The 16,166-nt window shown below is 61.8% G+C and carries 15 protein-coding genes; 9 read left to right on the top strand and 6 right to left on the bottom strand.

All coding sequences use genetic code 11. The features are described 5' to 3' along the window. Window positions 1–9 precede the first annotated feature (9 nt). Window positions 10–531, bottom strand: a complete 522-nt coding sequence (locus PNAP_RS13395) for a hypothetical protein (protein WP_011802061.1) — start codon at window positions 529–531, stop codon at window positions 10–12. Between the two features lie 160 nt (window positions 532–691). On the opposite strand from PNAP_RS13395, the gene epsA reads away from it, so the two are divergent. Both epsA and PNAP_RS13385 read left to right on the top strand, forming a co-directional pair. Then, on the top strand, window positions 692–1,549 hold the full coding sequence (gene epsA / locus PNAP_RS13390) for an XrtB/PEP-CTERM-associated transcriptional regulator EpsA (RefSeq protein WP_232290698.1): 858 nt from the start codon (window positions 692–694) through the stop codon (window positions 1,547–1,549). Then, on the top strand, window positions 1,542–2,966 hold the full coding sequence (locus tag PNAP_RS13385) for an undecaprenyl-phosphate glucose phosphotransferase (RefSeq protein WP_011802059.1): 1,425 nt from the start codon (window positions 1,542–1,544) through the stop codon (window positions 2,964–2,966). Before epsA ends, PNAP_RS13385 begins: the two co-directional genes overlap by 8 nt. Before the next feature lie 164 nt (window positions 2,967–3,130). Here the strand turns inward: PNAP_RS13385 and PNAP_RS13380 are convergent, their stop codons facing one another. Continuing rightward, window positions 3,131–4,816 (bottom strand): electron transfer flavoprotein-ubiquinone oxidoreductase, encoded by a 1,686-nt coding sequence (locus PNAP_RS13380; RefSeq protein ID WP_011802058.1) that lies wholly within the window; start codon window positions 4,814–4,816, stop codon window positions 3,131–3,133. Window positions 4,817–5,049: 233 nt separating this feature from the next. Between PNAP_RS13380 and PNAP_RS13375 the strand changes: the two genes are divergently transcribed. From PNAP_RS13375 to PNAP_RS13345, 7 genes are all read left to right on the top strand, one after another. Continuing rightward, window positions 5,050–5,952, top strand: a complete 903-nt coding sequence (locus tag PNAP_RS13375; RefSeq protein WP_041377270.1) for a DMT family transporter — start codon at window positions 5,050–5,052, stop codon at window positions 5,950–5,952. A gap of 31 nt (window positions 5,953–5,983) precedes the next feature. Continuing rightward, window positions 5,984–6,406: an acyl-CoA thioesterase gene (locus PNAP_RS13370; protein ID WP_011802056.1), complete on the top strand. Its 423-nt coding sequence runs from the start codon at window positions 5,984–5,986 to the stop codon at window positions 6,404–6,406. A 202-nt stretch (window positions 6,407–6,608) separates the two neighbouring features. Beyond that, entirely contained in the window at window positions 6,609–7,673 is a 1,065-nt protein-coding gene (locus PNAP_RS13365; protein ID WP_011802055.1) for a type III polyketide synthase, read from the top strand. Beyond that, window positions 7,670–8,431 (top strand): methyltransferase domain-containing protein, encoded by a 762-nt coding sequence (locus PNAP_RS13360; RefSeq protein ID WP_011802054.1) that lies wholly within the window; start codon window positions 7,670–7,672, stop codon window positions 8,429–8,431. Before PNAP_RS13365 ends, PNAP_RS13360 begins: the two co-directional genes overlap by 4 nt. Further along, a complete protein-coding gene (locus PNAP_RS13355) occupies window positions 8,428–9,759 on the top strand; it encodes an NAD(P)/FAD-dependent oxidoreductase (protein WP_011802053.1) in 1,332 nt (443 codons plus the stop codon). The genes PNAP_RS13360 and PNAP_RS13355 overlap by 4 nt, the downstream gene beginning before the upstream one ends. After that, window positions 9,756–10,064, top strand: a complete 309-nt coding sequence (locus tag PNAP_RS13350) for an acyl carrier protein (RefSeq protein ID WP_011802052.1) — start codon at window positions 9,756–9,758, stop codon at window positions 10,062–10,064. Before PNAP_RS13355 ends, PNAP_RS13350 begins: the two co-directional genes overlap by 4 nt. Beyond that, window positions 10,061–11,293, top strand: a complete 1,233-nt coding sequence (locus PNAP_RS13345) for a beta-ketoacyl-[acyl-carrier-protein] synthase family protein (protein ID WP_011802051.1) — start codon at window positions 10,061–10,063, stop codon at window positions 11,291–11,293. The genes PNAP_RS13350 and PNAP_RS13345 overlap by 4 nt, the downstream gene beginning before the upstream one ends. Window positions 11,294–11,329: 36 nt before the next feature. Here PNAP_RS13345 and PNAP_RS13340 read toward each other — a convergent pair whose 3' ends face one another. The 4 genes from PNAP_RS13340 to PNAP_RS13325 all read right to left on the bottom strand — a co-directional run bounded on the left by PNAP_RS13340 (window position 11,330) and on the right by PNAP_RS13325 (window position 16,128). Continuing rightward, complete coding sequence (locus PNAP_RS13340; protein ID WP_011802050.1) at window positions 11,330–12,052, bottom strand: response regulator transcription factor; 723 nt, start codon at window positions 12,050–12,052, stop codon at window positions 11,330–11,332. Next, the gene (locus tag PNAP_RS13335; RefSeq protein ID WP_011802049.1) at window positions 12,049–13,872 is read right to left on the bottom strand and encodes a sensor histidine kinase; all 1,824 of its coding nucleotides are present in this window, start codon (window positions 13,870–13,872) and stop codon (window positions 12,049–12,051) included. Before PNAP_RS13335 ends, PNAP_RS13340 begins: the two co-directional genes overlap by 4 nt. 551 nt (window positions 13,873–14,423) lie before the next feature. Beyond that, entirely contained in the window at window positions 14,424–15,032 is a 609-nt protein-coding gene (locus tag PNAP_RS13330) for a peroxidase-related enzyme (RefSeq protein ID WP_011802047.1), read from the bottom strand. A gap of 133 nt (window positions 15,033–15,165) precedes the next feature. After that, window positions 15,166–16,128 (bottom strand): LysR family transcriptional regulator, encoded by a 963-nt coding sequence (locus PNAP_RS13325; protein WP_011802046.1) that lies wholly within the window; start codon window positions 16,126–16,128, stop codon window positions 15,166–15,168. Window positions 16,129–16,166 lie beyond the last annotated feature (38 nt).

The following is a 16,166-nucleotide window of genomic DNA, read 5'->3' as shown; positions in this document are numbered from 1 at the left end:
AAGCGGTTCTCAGGCTGCCATGTCTGCCAGTGAGTTGTCGGGCAGTAGCATTTCAATCCGCTCGCCAATGGAGCTTGCACGTTCATGGCCGGCCACCGTCTCGATATGTTCCAGAATCAGGCGTGAGGCGGCCAGCATGCTTTCGCGGTCCTTGGCATTTCGCAGTGCTTCGCGAAAGTGTTCGGCCATCTCCGGGTGGCGCCGGGCAAACATGCGCTCGCAGATGTCAAACAGGAACATGCGCGTGGTCGCCAGCGAGCGCTTGCCGTCAAATCGGTCGGCGGCCGGCCGGGCCGGCAAGGGTGGGGTTGCGGTGACCAAGGGGCGTTCTGGAGCCGCTTGTGTTTCCAGGAAGCCTTCTTGCAGCAGGCGCAAGACCATTTCCTCTCCGCTGCCGTCAAACAGGAGCTTGAAATCCTGCACCGACTTGCTGCCGTCAGCCAGCAACAGCAAGGTGCGCTCGCGTTGACCCAGCGTGCGCACGCCGGGTTTCAGTTCAGCGCGCGCCCGGTTGGTTTTGTGAAGCTGCATGGAGGTTCCCTATGGGAAATGAAAACCAATAGCATCCGCTTGAAAGATGACAGGGTTGTGAATTTGACGCTCATTGAACTGCCGACTGAGCGTAGGGTAAGTTTTGATGCGCTTTTCTGACTCATGCGGCATCCTTGACCATGCTTGATATAAAGTCACTTTGCGCGCTGGCATTTCATCAGATGCGACTGCTGCCGCAGACAACAAAAAAGCAAACCCAGGGGGAGAAATGCAGAGTCATTCGATGCCTGTGTCCGGGGATTCTGGACACTATCTCAAACTGATCGAAGGTGCCACGGCCATCCGGCGACATGTGGATCTGCTGGATTGGCTGCAAGGTGACGTTCAGCAGTGCCTGCCGCACGACATTTTGCTGGCAGGATGGGGCAATTTTCAGGAAGGATCCATACGGCACGACATTGTGTCCAGGCTGCCAGGCGCTCGATCGTATGCCGTGGGCACTGATGGCCTGCCATTTCTTTTGGGCAAGTTCCATGAAAGCTGGGTTCTGGCCGGCAGGCAACCCAACAGCCTTGATTTTCGCAATTTTGAATACCTGCTGGGCAACGCCAGCTTGCCGGACTCGTTTGGCAGCGCATTGCGCAACATGCGTTCAGTATTGATTCACGGCATGCGCGATGAGCGTGGCCAGTACGAATGTCTTTACGTCCTGCTCAGTGTGCATGAAATTCCTGCCGAGTCGGCAAGTGGCGCCATCAAGGTGCTCATGCCTTTTATTGACAGCGCCTTGCGCCAGGTCGCACAGTTGCCACAGCAACAAAAACCGTTCGCCAAGTCCCCCCGCGTTGTCCAGGAAGAAATATTTGGCCTGAGTGAGCGCGAAATCCAGATCATGGATTGGGTTGCCATGGGAAAAACCAATTCGGAAATTGGAAGTATTTTAAATATCAGCGGTTTTACGGTCAAAAACCACATGCAGAGAATTTTTCAGAAACTGAATGTATTCAATCGGGCACAAGCAGTTTCAAAGATCAACGGAGTGATATTCAATGGCTGAAATCCATGGCGTAAAGTCTGCTGCTGTCTGGAAAAATAATCACGAATCCATTCCTGGATCAGGTCGAAGCCATCTGTTTCGAGCTATCGAGGCAGTGCTTGATCCCCTCGCCCTGGTTTTTTCCCTGGGGTTTTTGGCGGTATGTTTTGAAGGATCAGTCAGTTCAGTTTATTTTATTCTTTCGGCAATTGTTTTTTTGTTGACCTTTCCCGGATATTCGCGTTTGCGAATTTCAGCGGAAATGATGATTTTTAATATTTTGTTTCGCTGGTTCTGGATCGCTGGACTGCTGGTGCTGACCGGTTTTGCAACTGGATATATTTTCAGGTTTCCGGTAGCGGTCATTGTTAACTGGTTATGGATGGCTCCGCTTGTCCAGATTGGTGGCAATTTGGCACTCCGCGCAGCGACACCAGGTTTATTGAAAATGCAGGGACCACCGCGCGGCGTGGTCATCGTTGGCATGAACAATCAGGGTGTTTCACTGGCTGAAAACATCGTGGCTTCAGCGTATTCAGGAATTGAGTTAAAAGGATTTTTTGACGACCGAAGTAAAGATCGCAGGTTTGAGCAGGATAAATACAGGATTTTGGGAAAGGTCAATGCTCTCGCGGAATACGTTAAAAAAAACAGGATTCAGTTCATTTACCTGTCCTTGCCCATGATTGCCCGGACACGAATCCTTCAAATACTTGATGATCTCAAGGACACCACGGCTTCCATCTATTTTGTTCCCGACATGTTTGTCACGGACTTGATTCAGGGGCGAAGCGACTCCGTATGCGGCGTTAACGTGATATCGGTTTGCGATACGCCGTTCAGGGGAATTACTGGAGTCTTGAAGCGTGCCAGTGATATAGTTTTGTCGTTGCTTGTCCTGATCCTGATTTCTCCCGTCATGCTGCTTGTCGGAATCATGGTGAAGCTGAATTCGCCGGGACCGGCTATGTCCAAGCAACGCAGCTATGGTTTGGATGGCGAGCAGATTCTTGTCTACAAGTTCAGATCGATGGCTGTGTCCGAAGATGGCGGAACGATCCAGCAAGCTTGCAGCAATGATTTACGGCCTACCCGCCTGGGCACATTCCTTCGCAAGACATCACTGGATGAATTGCCTCAATTCTTCAATGTGTTGCAGGGGCAAATGAGCATTGTCGGTCCACGACCCCATGCAGTCGCCCATAACGAGACTGACAGGACGCTTATAAAAGGCTATATGGTCAGGCACAAGGTCAGGCCTGGAATCACCGGCTGGGCGCAGGTCAACGGGTACGGGAGAGAAACCAATATACTGGAAAAAATGCAGGCCGGTGTTGATTATGATTTGGACTATCTGCGCAACTGGTCATTGCGGCTTGATATTTTTATTGTTTTAAAAACGATATGGCTCGTCTTTAAAGACAGTTCAGATCGCTGAAAAGACTGGCTGTTCAATCGTCCCGGGCTTTTCCTGCATTTCGGACTGCTCCAGTTGGCAAGAATAGAAAACCCTGGAAATTCCAGGGTTTTCAGGTGGATGACTGCTAATGCCGCATCCGCGCCGGTGGCTTCAATACGCCTGCAGCGCGGCTGAAACGGGCCTTACATGCCGCTGTAGTTCGGCCCGCCGCCGCCCTCGGGCGTGACCCAGACGATGTTCTGCGTCGGGTCCTTGATGTCGCAGGTCTTGCAGTGAACGCAGTTCTGCGCGTTGATCTGCAGCCGGTCGGTGTTGTCCGGGTTCTTCACGAACTCATAGACGCCTGCCGGGCAGTAGCGGCTCTCGGGGCCGGCGAACTTGGCCAGGTTGATAGCGACCGGAACGCTGGCGTCCTTCAGCGTCAAATGCGCGGGCTGGTGTTCCTCGTGGTTGGTGTTGCTGATGAACACCGAGGTCAGGCGGTCAAACGTCAGCTTGTTGTCGGGCTTGGGATAAAGGATGGGCTGGCACTCGGATGCCGGCTTGAGCATCGCGTAATCAGGCTTGTCGCGGTGGATCGTCCACGGCGGGCTCTTGACGCCGATTTTGGGCAGCAGCCATTGCTCGATGCCGGTCATCAAGGAGCCCACGTACACGCCCTTCTTGAACCAGGCCTTGAAGTTGCGCGCCTGGTTGAGTTCGGCGGCCAGCCAGCTTTTTTCGTAAGCCTCGGGGTAGGCGCTCAGTTCGTCATGCTGGCGCCCGGCCGTCACGGCCGCGTACGCCGCTTCGGCCGCGAGCATGCCGGTCTTGATCGCCGCGTGGCTGCCCTTGATGCGGCTGGCGTTGAGGTAGCCCGCCTCGCAGCCGACCAGCGCGCCGCCGGGGAACACCGTCTTGGGCAGGCTTAAAGCGCCGCCGGCCGTGATGGCCCGCGCGCCGTAGCCGATGCGCTTGCCGCCTTCGAGGTATTTGCGGATCGCCGGGTGCGTTTTCCAGCGCTGCATCTCCTCGAACGGGCTGAGATAAGGATTGCTGTAGTCCAGCCCGGTGACAAAGCCCAGCGTGACCTGGTTGCCCTCCAGGTGGTAGAGAAAACCCCCGCCATAAGTGCTGCTGTCCATCGGCCAGCCGGCCGTGTGCACCACCAGGCCGGCTTGGTGCTTGGCCGGGTCGATCTCCCAGAGTTCCTTCACGCCCAGCGCGTAGGCCTGCGGATCCTTGCCCGCATCTAACTTGAAGCGGCTGATCAGCTGGCGGCCCAGGTGGCCGCGCGCGCCTTCGGCGAACACCGTGTACTTGCCGTGCAGCTCCATGCCGAGCTGGAAGTTGCCGGTCGGCTCACCGTCCTTGCCAACGCCCAGGTTGCCCGTGGCCACGCCCTTGACGGAGCCATCGTCGTTGTAAAGCACCTCGGCGGCGGCGAAGCCGGGGAAGATTTCAACGCCCAGGCTTTCGGCTTGACCAGCCAGCCAGCGCGTGACGTTGCCCAGGCTGATGACGTAGTTGCCTTCGTTGTGAAAGCAGTCGGGCACGAGGAAATCAGGCGTCCGGGTGGAGCCCGTTTCGCTCAGGAACAGCACCTCGTCGGCCGTGACGGGCTGGCTCAAGGGCGCGCCGAGCGCCTTCCAGTCGGGGATCAGTTCGCTCAAGGCCCTGGGGTCCATGACCGCGCCCGAGAGGATGTGCGCGCCGGGCTCGGAGCCTTTTTCGAGCACGACGACGGACAGCTCCGTGCCTTTTTCAGCCGCGAGTTGCTTGAGGCGGATGGCCGCCGACAGCCCGCCCGGGCCGCCTCCCACCACGACCACGTCGTACTCCATCGCTTCTCGGGGGCCGTACTGGGCCAGGATTTCTTGGTTATTCATCGGGGGCACTCGCTGATAATGATTTCAGGAAAGGGTGGGTATCTCCCTGCAATTTTATGTTGTGAATACAGGAACCAAACGACCGTTCGCTTACGGATTGCTTGCATCGGGGAATCTTTATTGACTTTTGGTATGAATTTTTCGGGCTGTGTCGCACGGGTGACAGGCGCTTGTCGTGCCGCGCAGGAAGCCGGCAAGCCGGGCGCATCACACATGCCGGCGAACACCGGCGCATGCTGACCGGCATCCTGGCAGGCCTGGGGGCGGGCGCGCTGTGGGGTCTGGTGTTCGTGGCGCCGCGCATGCTCGCGATGGGGCAGGGTGGCTATTCTTCGGTGGACCTGACCGCCGGGCGATTTGCGGTGTATGGGCTGGTCGCGGCGGGGGTCATGCTGCTCGGCCTGGGCCGCCGGCGCTGGCCCACGATGCGCCAGGCGGCAGCCGCGCTGGGCATGAGCGTGCTCGGCTTTAGCGGCTACTACCTGCTGCTGGTGTTGGCCATCCGCGATGCGGGCACTGAAATGCCTTCGCTGCTCATCGGCACGATTCCGCTGTGGATCATGCTGCTCGGCAAGCCGCATGGCCTGCGCTGGTCGGCGCTGCTGCCGGGGCTGGCGCTGACGCTGGCGGGCTTGCTGCTGATGATGGGCTCCACGCACGGCGCGACTGCTGGCGCTGGCCTGCATTTCTGGCGCGGCATCGGTTTTGCGGTGGTGTCGCTGGTGAGCTGGACGGCGTTTGCCATCCTTAACTCGGCCTGGCTCAAGCGCCACCCTGAAGTCAACGCCACCGACTGGGCCAACTGGCTGGGCGTGGCCACCGGCCTGGGCGCGCTGCTGATGTGGCTGGCCGCGGGCTCTGGCGTGCAGCTGCTGGCCGCGCGTGACGACTCGATGCGCTTTGCGCTGCTGTGCGTGCTGGCCGGTTTTGGCTCGACCTGGCTGGCGACCATTTTGTGGAACCTGGCCAGCCAGCGGCTCAGCGCCAGCCTGTGCGGCCAGCTCATCGTGAGTGAAACCCTGTTTGCCTTGCTGTATTCTTTTGCCTGGGACGGCCATTGGCCCACGCTGGCCCAACTTTTTGCCTGCGTGCTGTTCACGCTGGGTATCCTGGCTTCCATCAGGGCGCATCGCTGAGCCCTTTACGCAATTCACCCAATGCTGAATCATGAAAATTGAAATTCCCGAGAAGAAAAAACTGGTTCACGAAATGCGCATTCCCATCCGCTGGGGCGACATGGACGCGATGGGCCACCTGAACAACACCAGCTACTTTCGTTACATGGAAACCATCCGCATCGACTGGATGTACGCGATTGGCTGCCAGCCCGACCCGCAGGGCGAAGGCCCGGTGATCGTCAATGCCTTTTGCAACTTCTACAAGCAGCTTGAATACCCGGGCGATGTGCTGATCAAGATGTATGTGAGCGACCCGGGCCGCACCACCTTTGAAAGCTGGGCCACCCTGGAGCGCGTGGACCAGCCGGGCGTGATTTGCGCAGCCGGCGGCGCGACCACCATCTGGGTGGACTTTCCGGCGCAAAAAGCCAAAACCCTGCCGGACTGGATGCGCGAGCAGGTTGATGGCTGAAAATACAGGTCAAATAGGCCTTTTGCGCAATATGGACGGGCGTAAGGCGCTATTGAAAACATAGTGAATTGATTTCCGGCTGAAGCGCAAGCGCCCATCAGTTCGCGGCACCGTCCTACCGCGCGAAACAGCCCATGGCCACCCGGTGGATTGCGCAAGGCCGTATTCTGCAAGCCTGTCCCGCAACCAGGCACGCTGACCCATGTTTTTCCTCGGACTCGGAACCGCCACGCCCGCCCCGCGCTACACGAAGGCCGAATGCCTGGAGGCGTTCCAGAATTCCGACTGGTTCGGGCGGCTTGATGCCCGCGCCCACCTGGTCGCGCGAACCGTCCTGCAGCGCGACAACGGCATTGAGGCGCGCCGGCTCGCGCTCGACTCGCTGGCCGATGTGTTCCGCATCGACCCCGACACCCTTGCCAGACGTTTCCTGCACAACGCGCCCGCGCTGGCGACCCAGGCGGCCGAACGCGCCCTGGCCGGCGCCGGGCTCGCCGCGCACGACATCGACGCCGTGGTCGTCAGCACCTGCACCGGCTACCTGTGTCCGGGCCTGTCGGGTTATGTCGCCGAGCGTGTCGACCTGCGGGCCGATGTCCAGGCCTTCGACCTCGTCGGCCAGGGCTGCGCCGCGGCGCTGCCAAACCTGCAGCTGGGCCATGCGCTGCTGCAATCGGGCGCCTGCGAAAAGGTGCTGTCGGTCTGCGTCGAGGTCAGCAGCGCCGCGATGTACCTGGACAACGACCCGGGCGTGCTGATCAGCGCCTGCCTGTTCGGCGATGGCGCCGGCGCTGCGGTGCTGTCGCGCGAGCCGGGCAGGGCGGGCCGGCGCATCGAATGGAAGGACAGCATGTCGCTGATGGCGCCGGCCCGGCGCGACGCCTTGAAGTTCGAGCAGCGCGCCGGCATGCTGCGCAACATCCTGACGCGGGAAGTGCCGGCGCTGGCGGCCGATCATGCGCAGCGGGTGCTGGCCACGGTGCTCCAGCGGGCCGGCCTGCACAGCGCCGACATCAGCGCCTGGATCATGCATGCCGGCGGGCGCGACGTGCTGATCGCACTGCAGCGCCGGCTCGAACTGCAGCCGAGCGACCTGCGCTACAGCGCCGCCATGCTGCGCGAATACGGAAACCTGTCGAGCGCGTTTGTCTATTTCGTGCTGCAGGCCGCGCTACAAGACGAGGCGCCGGGCGGCTGGTGGTGGCTGTCGTCCTTCGGCGCCGGCTTCAGCTGCCATGGCGCCTTGCTGGAGGTGCAGTCCACATGATGCCCCGCGTCGTTGCCGCCGAAACGCTCGATGGCCTGGCCGAGGAAGACCCGGCGGCGATGCGTTCACGCTGCGACCTGCAGCGCGTCCATCGGGTCATGGGCACGCGCGGCATCATGCTGCGGGCGCTTCGGGATTTCAGGGCGCTGGCCGTTTCGCGTTCCGCCGAGAAGCCGCTTCGCATCCTGGAACTCGGCGCCGGCGATGGCAGCCTGATGCTGGGCGTGGCGCGTGCGCTCCAGGGCCACTGGCCGGCGGTCGAGATCACGCTGCTGGACCGGCAACGCCTGGTGAGCCGCGTGACGCTTGACGGCTATGCGGGTTTGGGATGGCAGGCCAGCGCGCAGGTCATGGACGTGTTCGACTGGGCGTCAAGCCGCGCGTCCGAACGGCCCGGACAGGTTGCGCATTGGGACGTCATCGTCGCCAATCTCTTCCTGCACCATTTCGAGGGGCCTCAACTGGCAACCCTGCTGGCGGCGGTTGAATCGCGCACCGAAAGCTTCCTTGCCTGCGAACCGCGCCGTGCGCGGCTGGCGCTGGCGGGCAGCCACCTGATCGGGGCGCTGGGGGCGAATGCGGTGACGCGCGAAGACGCCGTGCTGAGCGTTCATGCCGGTTTTCGGGACAGTGAAATCAGCGCGCTGTGGCCGAAAAATCGTGCCGGCTGGACGCTGGACGAATACCCGGCCGGCTTGTTCAGCCATTGTTTTTGCGCCCAGCGAAGCAACCTTGAAACCGCAGCCGCGCGATCATGAACACCGGTTTTGACGCCATCATCATCGGCGCCGGGCCGGCCGGCTCGACCGCCGCCATCCTGCTGGCGCGCGCTGGCTGGTCGGTCGCGCTGGTGGAGAAACAGCGCTTTCCGCGGCGCAAGGTCTGCGGCGAATGCCTGGCGGCCAGCAACCTGCCGCTGCTCGATGCGCTGGGAATCGGTGCCGGATTCATCGCCAGCGCCGGGCCGGAGTTGCGCCAGGTCGCGCTGATGCAGGGGCAGCGCACCTTCATCGCCGACCTGCCCGCCGCCGCGCATGGCCACCACGCCTGGGGCCGCGCGCTGGGCCGTGAAACGCTCGATACGCTGCTGCTGGAGCAGGCCAGGGCCAGCGGCGCCGTGGTGCTGCAGCCGTGGTCGGTGCAGGCGCTCGGCGGCGCGGCGGGCGATCACCGCTGCGGCATCCGCTCCATCGCCACCCGCCAGGCCGCCACGCTGCGGGCGCCGGTCCTGATTGCCGCGCACGGCTCGTGGGAGCCTTTGCCTTCAGGCCGTGAAGACCGGCGCCTTGCCCGCCGCGCCAGCGACCTGTTTGCCTTCAAGGCCAACTTTCGCGGCGCCACGCTGCTCCCTGGACTGCTGCCGGTGCTGTCGTTCAGCGGCGGCTACGGCGGCATGGTGCTGGCCGACCAGGGCCTGGTCACGCTGGCCGGCTGCATCCGCGCGGACCGGCTCGAAGCCTGCCGGCGCGCGGCGCCCGGCCTGAACGCTGGGGAAGCGTTTGAAATCTTCCTGAAGCGCGAATGCCGGGGCGTGGCCTTCGCGCTGGGCGATGCGCAACGCGAAGGCGCATGGCTGGCCAGCGGGCCGATTGATCCGGGCATTCGCCTGGTGCCCGGCGACACGCTGTTTCGCATCGGCAATGCGGCCGGCGAGGCGCACCCGATCATCGGCGAAGGCATGAGCATGGCGATGCAGTCGGCCTGGCTGCTGTGCGCGCAACTGCTGCATCCTGCTGTGCCGCGTTCCAGCCTGTCGGATCAACGCTGGCAGCGCGGCGTCCAGCACGCTTACGCCGCCGACTGGCGCCGCCATTTCGCGCCGCGCCTCCGCCTGGCGGCTGCTTTTGCCCACCTGGCGATGCGGCCGGCCGTGGCAGCGCCGGCGCTGTCGCTGCTGGGCCGCTGGCCCGCGCTGTTGACGCTGGGCGCGCGCTGGGGCGGCAAGGTCAGCTGCGCGATTTCCCCCGATGCAGTGGCTTGGCTGGCGTCGGGAGCGGGTGCAAAATGGGCCGCTTCCGACGCCAGTCCGCCTGTCCATTCTGACGCCGTGCAAGTCAACAACAGGCCACCCCAGGAGATGCCATGACCACCACGTTCGACCGGCTTTGCGCCATTCTGGCCAGGGACTACAAGCTGCAGGCCGACCAGCTCATGCCCGGGACGCCGCTCGAATCGCTGGGCATTGACTCCCTCGGCATTGCCGACCTGCTGTTCAACGTCGAGGACGAATTCGGCATCAGCCTGCCGCCCGAGCCGGTGCAGCTGCTGACGATTGGCGACGTGGCGCGCTTCATCGACGGCCTGCTGGCGATCCGGGACGACGCGAATGGCGCGCCGCCAAAGGCTGGGCTGCCCGATGCTGCTTCATCGCCAGCGACGCCGCTGCCGTGAGGCGCGTCGCCGTCACCGGGATGGGCGTGGTGTCGCCATTGGGCCACAGCGCGCAGCAAGCCTTTGACGCCGCGCGCGCCGGCCGCTCGGCGGTCCGCCGGCTCGATGTTGCGTTCGCGCACCGGCTGGCCGCGCCGATTGCGGCGACGGTGAACTTCAATGGCGCCGACCACTTCGACCCGCCCAGGCTGCGCATGCTCGACCGCGTCAGCCAGTTCGCGCTGGTCGCCGCCAGCCGGGCGATGGCCGATGCGCAGCCCGAACTTTCCGACACGGAGCGCAGCCGCGCCGGGGTGTTCGTCGGCACCGGCATGGGCGGCATCAACAGCATCGACGAGGGCTACCAGACGCTGTATGGCGAGAACTCCGACCGCATCAAGCCCTTCATGGTCCTGATGGGCATGCACAACGCGCCAGCCGCCTGGATAGGCATCGAGCACGGCTTCAGCGGGCCGAACATGAGCTATTCAACCGCCTGCTCGTCGTCGGCCGTGGCCATTGGCGAGGCCTGGCTGCGGCTGGCCCACGGCGACCTCGACATCGCGCTGGCCGGAGGCACCGAAGCGCCGCTGGCCTTCGGTTCGCTGAAAGCCTGGGAGGCGCTGCGCACCGTTGCCAGCATCGACGCGGCGGACCCGTCGGCCTCGTGCAAGCCCTTTGCCGGCAACCGCAGCGGCATGGTGCTCGGGGAGGGCGCGGCAATGCTGGTGCTCGAACCCTGGGAGCGCGCGCTGGCGCGCGGCGCGGCCATCCACGGCGAACTCATCGGCTACGGCCTGTTCACCGACGCCGGACATATCACCCGGCCCAGCGTTGAAGGCCAGGCGGCAGCGATGCGCGCCGCCTTGCGGTCCGCCCGAATCGATGCTGCCCAAGTCGATGCCATCAACGCCCACGGCACCGGAACCCCGGCCAATGACGGCATCGAGACCGCCGCCATCAAGGCCGTGTTTGGCAACCGTGCTGCCCGCATTCCGGTCAGCGCGACCAAGGCGCTGCACGGCCACCTGCTGGGCGCGACTTCGGCGCTGGAATGCGTGCTGTCGTTCATGGCCATGCAGCATTCGGTGGCGCTGCCGACGATGCATTTGCAGCAGGCCGATCCGCAGTGCGATCTGGACTATGTGGCCAATGCGGCCCGCGAAGGCGTGCCGGTTCGCACCATGCTTTCCAGCTCGTTTGCCTTTGGCGGAACGAACGCGGTGCTGGCATTCAGGGCCGCGCCCTGAACCCGGCTTGATTCAAGCCAGCCCGGCGCAATCCATTCAACGGCTGGCATGGAAGTTTTTGACCACCAGCAAAAATCCGAGCTGATAGCCGCGTCCGCGCAAGGCCTTGATGTCAAAGCCCGAGCCCACATGCGGACTCAGCTTGGCGCGCAAACGGCTGATCAGCACCTCCACCCGGGCCTTGTTGATTTTTTCAGGCTGCATTTGATCGCCGAACTTCGCTTCAAGCGCGGCGTGTTCCATGAACTGGCCATTGAGCGCCATGGCCTTGAGCAGCAGCGCCTCGCTACCGGTCAGGCTGATCTGTGCACCCTGCGGAGAAACCAGGGTGAGCCCGCTCATGTCAAGCTGCCACTGCGCCGGGGCCGTCGCAGACCCAAGCCGGCCGAAAAGATTCCTGACCACCGCCACCAGTTCTTCGGGCCGCGTGGGCTTGGTCAGGTACACGTCCGCGCCGGTCGCGTAGCCTTCGAGCCGGTCCGTGCTGCGCACCCGGGCCGAGAGAATAATGATGCCGACCGTGGGCAATGCGTTGCGGATGCGCCGGGTGATGCTGATGCCGTCTTCGGCGGGCAGGTTCAGATCCAGAATCAGGATGTCGGCGCGCCGTGCCTGAAGCGCGTGGTTCAGTTCCTCGCCGGTGCCGACACCGCGCACATCCAGCCCCTCTTCGGACAAAAAGAGCACCAGCTCGCAGCGCAGCGTCACGTTGTCTTCCACCACGATGACCGAAGGAACTTCAGGGAACGCCGGGTTCATGCCAACTCCAAACAAAAACTAAAAATGACCTGCGCTTGCGCCGACTGAAAATGCAGCTCGGATCCGAGCTGCCTGGCCACCGCCTGGGCCAGCCACAGGCCAAGACCCGCGCCAACCTGCCCGCGCGCCGCCTCCGCCCGGTAGTAGCGCACAAACACTTGCGCCGGGTCGGGACGGCCCGCTGCGCCTACCCCATTCAAGACGCTGAAACGCACGCCTGCGGCATCCTTGAGCCGGGTCGTCTGGATGTTCAGCTCCACCAGGCTGTCCGGGGGCGAGTATTTGAGCGCGTTGCTCAACAGGTTCAGCAAAATCAGCCGGACATCGTGGTAGTCGGAGCGTATTTCGACCGCCTGCGGCATCACCAGCCTGATCCGGCCTGCGCCGACGGTGTGCAGCACATCATCGACCAGCGCCTTCAATGAGAACAGTTGCCTGTCGATGGTGGCCGCGCCCTGGTCAATTTGATCGGCCTGGGCGCAGCGTTCAATCAGGGCATTGAGGTCGTCCACGGAGCGGTTGATGTTCATGATGCGCGCCGCGTCGCCACTGCCGGGCAGCATGTGCCGGCCCAGCGACGTGGCCGCCAGCTGGATGATGGCGAGCGGGGTTTTAAGCTCATGCATCAGCATCGTCATGAAGCGCTCCTGAAGTTCACGGCGACTTTTCTCGGAGTCGGCGAGCCGCCGCGCCACGGTCTCGTTCAGGAGCGACATCTGGACAAGGCTCTTCTTGTCGCGTTCCAGCAGAATGAAAATAGAGATAAAGAACGCCGCGAGAAAAAAGATTCTGTAGGCCAGCATGTCCATGATCGATGCATCGGGCGCCACGACTCCCCGCGCGGTCAACAAAAACCGCAGCAACAGTGCCATGGCGATGAAAATAAGCGCGGAGATAAACCAGGTGACGGGCTTTTTCCGGTTGAAAACGCCGGCCGCCAACAGCATGCAGAAGGCGCTGGCGAAGATGCCCAGCAGCGAATTCAAGATCAGGACCACTTGCCGGTCGAGCAGAAAAAACAATAAAAAAAGCAAGGCATTGAGTGCGAAAAACACAGCGAACACCAGCCTGCTCCAGCGTGGCAGGCCAAAGCGGTTAAACAAGGACCGGAAAAACAGGAATGCCGTAAATGTGTTGGCGATGCCCAGGAAGTGGATGGTTGCGCTGCTGGCGATCCAGTCGTGCGGCCCGAAAAATGCGCCCAGATAGTCAAACCAGCCAAAGAAAATGGCAAGGGAGACACAGAAATTCAGCAGAAACAAAACATGCAGCGGTTCGCGGTGCATCCCGATCAGGATCAGCATTCCGATGATGACGGGAAAGCAGCAGGCCAGCACCGCGCCCAGTACCATGGCCTGCTTGATGTCCTGCTGCTGCGCCTGCGCCATGGTCAGAAGGCTCGCTGACACCAACAATGCGCCCGACGTTTTGACCCGCAGGTAATAACTGCTTTTGCCAGGCGTTGACTGGATCAGGGTCGAGCGCTCGCGCAGCCGCTGGCCGGTATCGGCCGCGCCGGGCGAAAACAGCATCACCTCGTCCAGGGAGGCTGGAACGACACGCAGTACCAGCGCAGGGGCATCGTTCGGCGCATCAATCGTCAGTTTCACCCACAGGGCAGAGCGCGTATAGCCCAGGCTGACGACCTTGCCGGCGCTGGAAAACCCGGCCTGCCGCACCTGCGCCAAGGTCATGTCGCCGCTTGGGTCTTCAAAAATGGCCCGCTCCATGCGCAGTTCCTGGGCGCGGGCGTGCAGCGTCGCCAGGCCGAGCAGCAAACCCAGACTCACCAGAAACCATTGCCGCCATCGTGCTGTCATGGCGGGATGTTAGCGTGACGCCCGCGCCGTGCTTCAGATGCAGCGACTGCGCTCTCAGCCTTGCTGAAAAAGCAAGCTAATGCAAGGTTTCTCTCTATTGACTCTTTATCATCATGTTTGTCACATCTATCACATTTTTAATACATATTAGATTGAATGTGATGTGCTTGTGGATCAAGCAGGTTTGTCAATCAGCCGGTGATGTTCTGGGCCGCCGTCACCGCACAGGCAACTCGATTTCAGGCTCACGCGCAAATATTGGAATATTGAAATGGCTACTCCGCTTATAAAAACGGTTAACGGGAAAATCGTCTGCCCACGCTGCGGCGAACTGGCGCCTCGCGTCAAGAGACGATTGCGTGACCGCGTCATGAGTTTGTTCACAACGGTGAAACGCTATCGCTGCGAATTTTGTGACTGGAAGCAGTCCGTCACCAGCCGTTACGCACCGAGGCCGTGAAGGTTTTTCATCGCTGAACCGGCTGGTTCTTTGTGAAAAAAGCATTTTCCGCAATACCAGCGGGCGCTTATAGCTATCAAATAAGAAGCGATCAGGTGGCGCTGGCGGGTTTGCCTGCCTTGGGCACGCGCCCCATCAGGTAGAACTCCGGATTCGGCTGCATGCTGCTGAAACTCGCCATGCGGTTGGACAGGCCAAAAAATGCGGTGATCGCCGCGATGTCCCAGGCGTCCTCATCGTCAAAACCATGCGCATGCAGCGCTTCGAAGTCGGCGTCTTCAATCGCGCCCGACTGCAGGCAGACCTTCATCGCAAAGTCGAGCATCGCGCGCTGGCGCGGCGTGATGTCGGCCTTGCGGTAATTCACCGCCACCTGGTCGGCCACCAGTGGCTTCTTTTCATAAATGCGCAACAGCGCGCCGTGCGCCACCACGCAGTACAGGCATTGGTTGGTCGCGCTGGTGGCGGTCACGATCATTTCGCGTTCGCCCTTGGTCAGTGAACCGTTGGGGTTGCCGCTTTCTTCCTTGAGCATGATGGCATCGTGGTAGGCGAAGAAGGCGCGCCATTCGGCCGGCCGGCGCGCCAGCGCCAGAAAGACGTTGGGCACGAAGCCGGCTTTTTCCTGCACTTCGAGCACCTTGGCCTTGATGTCGTCGGGCAGGTCGTTGATATCGGGGGCGGGGTAGCGAGATGGCATGGCGGGTCTCTTTCTGGGTGGTGTGAGGAACGGTTTTTCTCATGATACGTTCCCGTCCGGGCATGAAAAGAGCGTATCGCATACCGATATTCAACGATGCTGCACGACTGCGTAAGGTCGTAAGGCCATTGCTTCAAGGCGGGCATTCGCCCTTGGCGTACACCCGGACTGCGGTCTGGCGGATCGCCTGCAGCAAAATCGTCGCTCCCGGGGATAGCAGTTGATGGCGCCGCGTGATGATGCCAAAAGCGTCCATCTCGCACGGCAACAGGATGGGCAGGATTTTTAACTGCCCGAAGCGCTGGTAGTCGCGTGCAACATCGAGCGGCATGACGTGCAGGAAATCGGTCTGCTGCAACAGGCTCGTGATCACCAGCAGCGCCGTGGTGTCCACCACGTTGGTGGGCGGCTCAAGGCCCTCGCGGCGAAACATCATGTCGAAGCGGTGGCGAAGAATGCTGCCTTGTGGCGACAGTATCCAGCTTAAAGGGGCCAGATCCCGCAGGCCGAGTTGTGCCGCGCTCTGCAGGGGATGGCCGACCCGGGCGACTGCGCAGACAGGCTCGCCGACCAGTTCCTCGTAGTGCAGCTTGGCCTTGTCTTCCTGCTCCAGGATGCGGGCGATCAAGAAATCCAGCATGCCGTTCTTCAGCCTTTCGAGCAGCACATTGCTGTTCTCAAGCTGAACCCCGATGCGCAGCAAGGGTGAGGCGCTTTTGACCTGGGCAATCGCCGAAGGCATCAGCATCATGGCCGGCGTCATGATCACGCCCACATCGACCTGTCCCGACAGGCCGGACTTCAACGCTGAAATGTCGTCATGGGCCTGTGTCAGGCTGGTGATCGCCATCCGTGCATGGCGAATCATGGTTTCACCGTAGCTGGTCGGCTGCACGCCGCGCGGCAAGCGCTCGAACAGGCAAACCCCCAGCGCATCCTCCAGATCCTTGAGCAGTTTCGAGGCCGCCGGCTGCGTCATGTTCATCGACTCGGACGCACGGTGCAGGTTGCGGTTTTCATCCAGCGCGAGCAGCAGCAGGAGTTGGCGCGTCTTCAGCCGCGTGCGGATCAGCCAGTTTGAATCGTGGTTTGCCATGGTCGCGTTTCGGGCCTGTACGAAATGCCGAATGATAG

The organism is Polaromonas naphthalenivorans CJ2 (assembly GCF_000015505.1).
GTDB lineage: Bacteria > Pseudomonadota > Gammaproteobacteria > Burkholderiales > Burkholderiaceae_C > Polaromonas > Polaromonas naphthalenivorans.
Note: the sequence above shows the minus strand (reverse complement) of the source record. Positions and strands in the feature narration are given on the sequence as shown.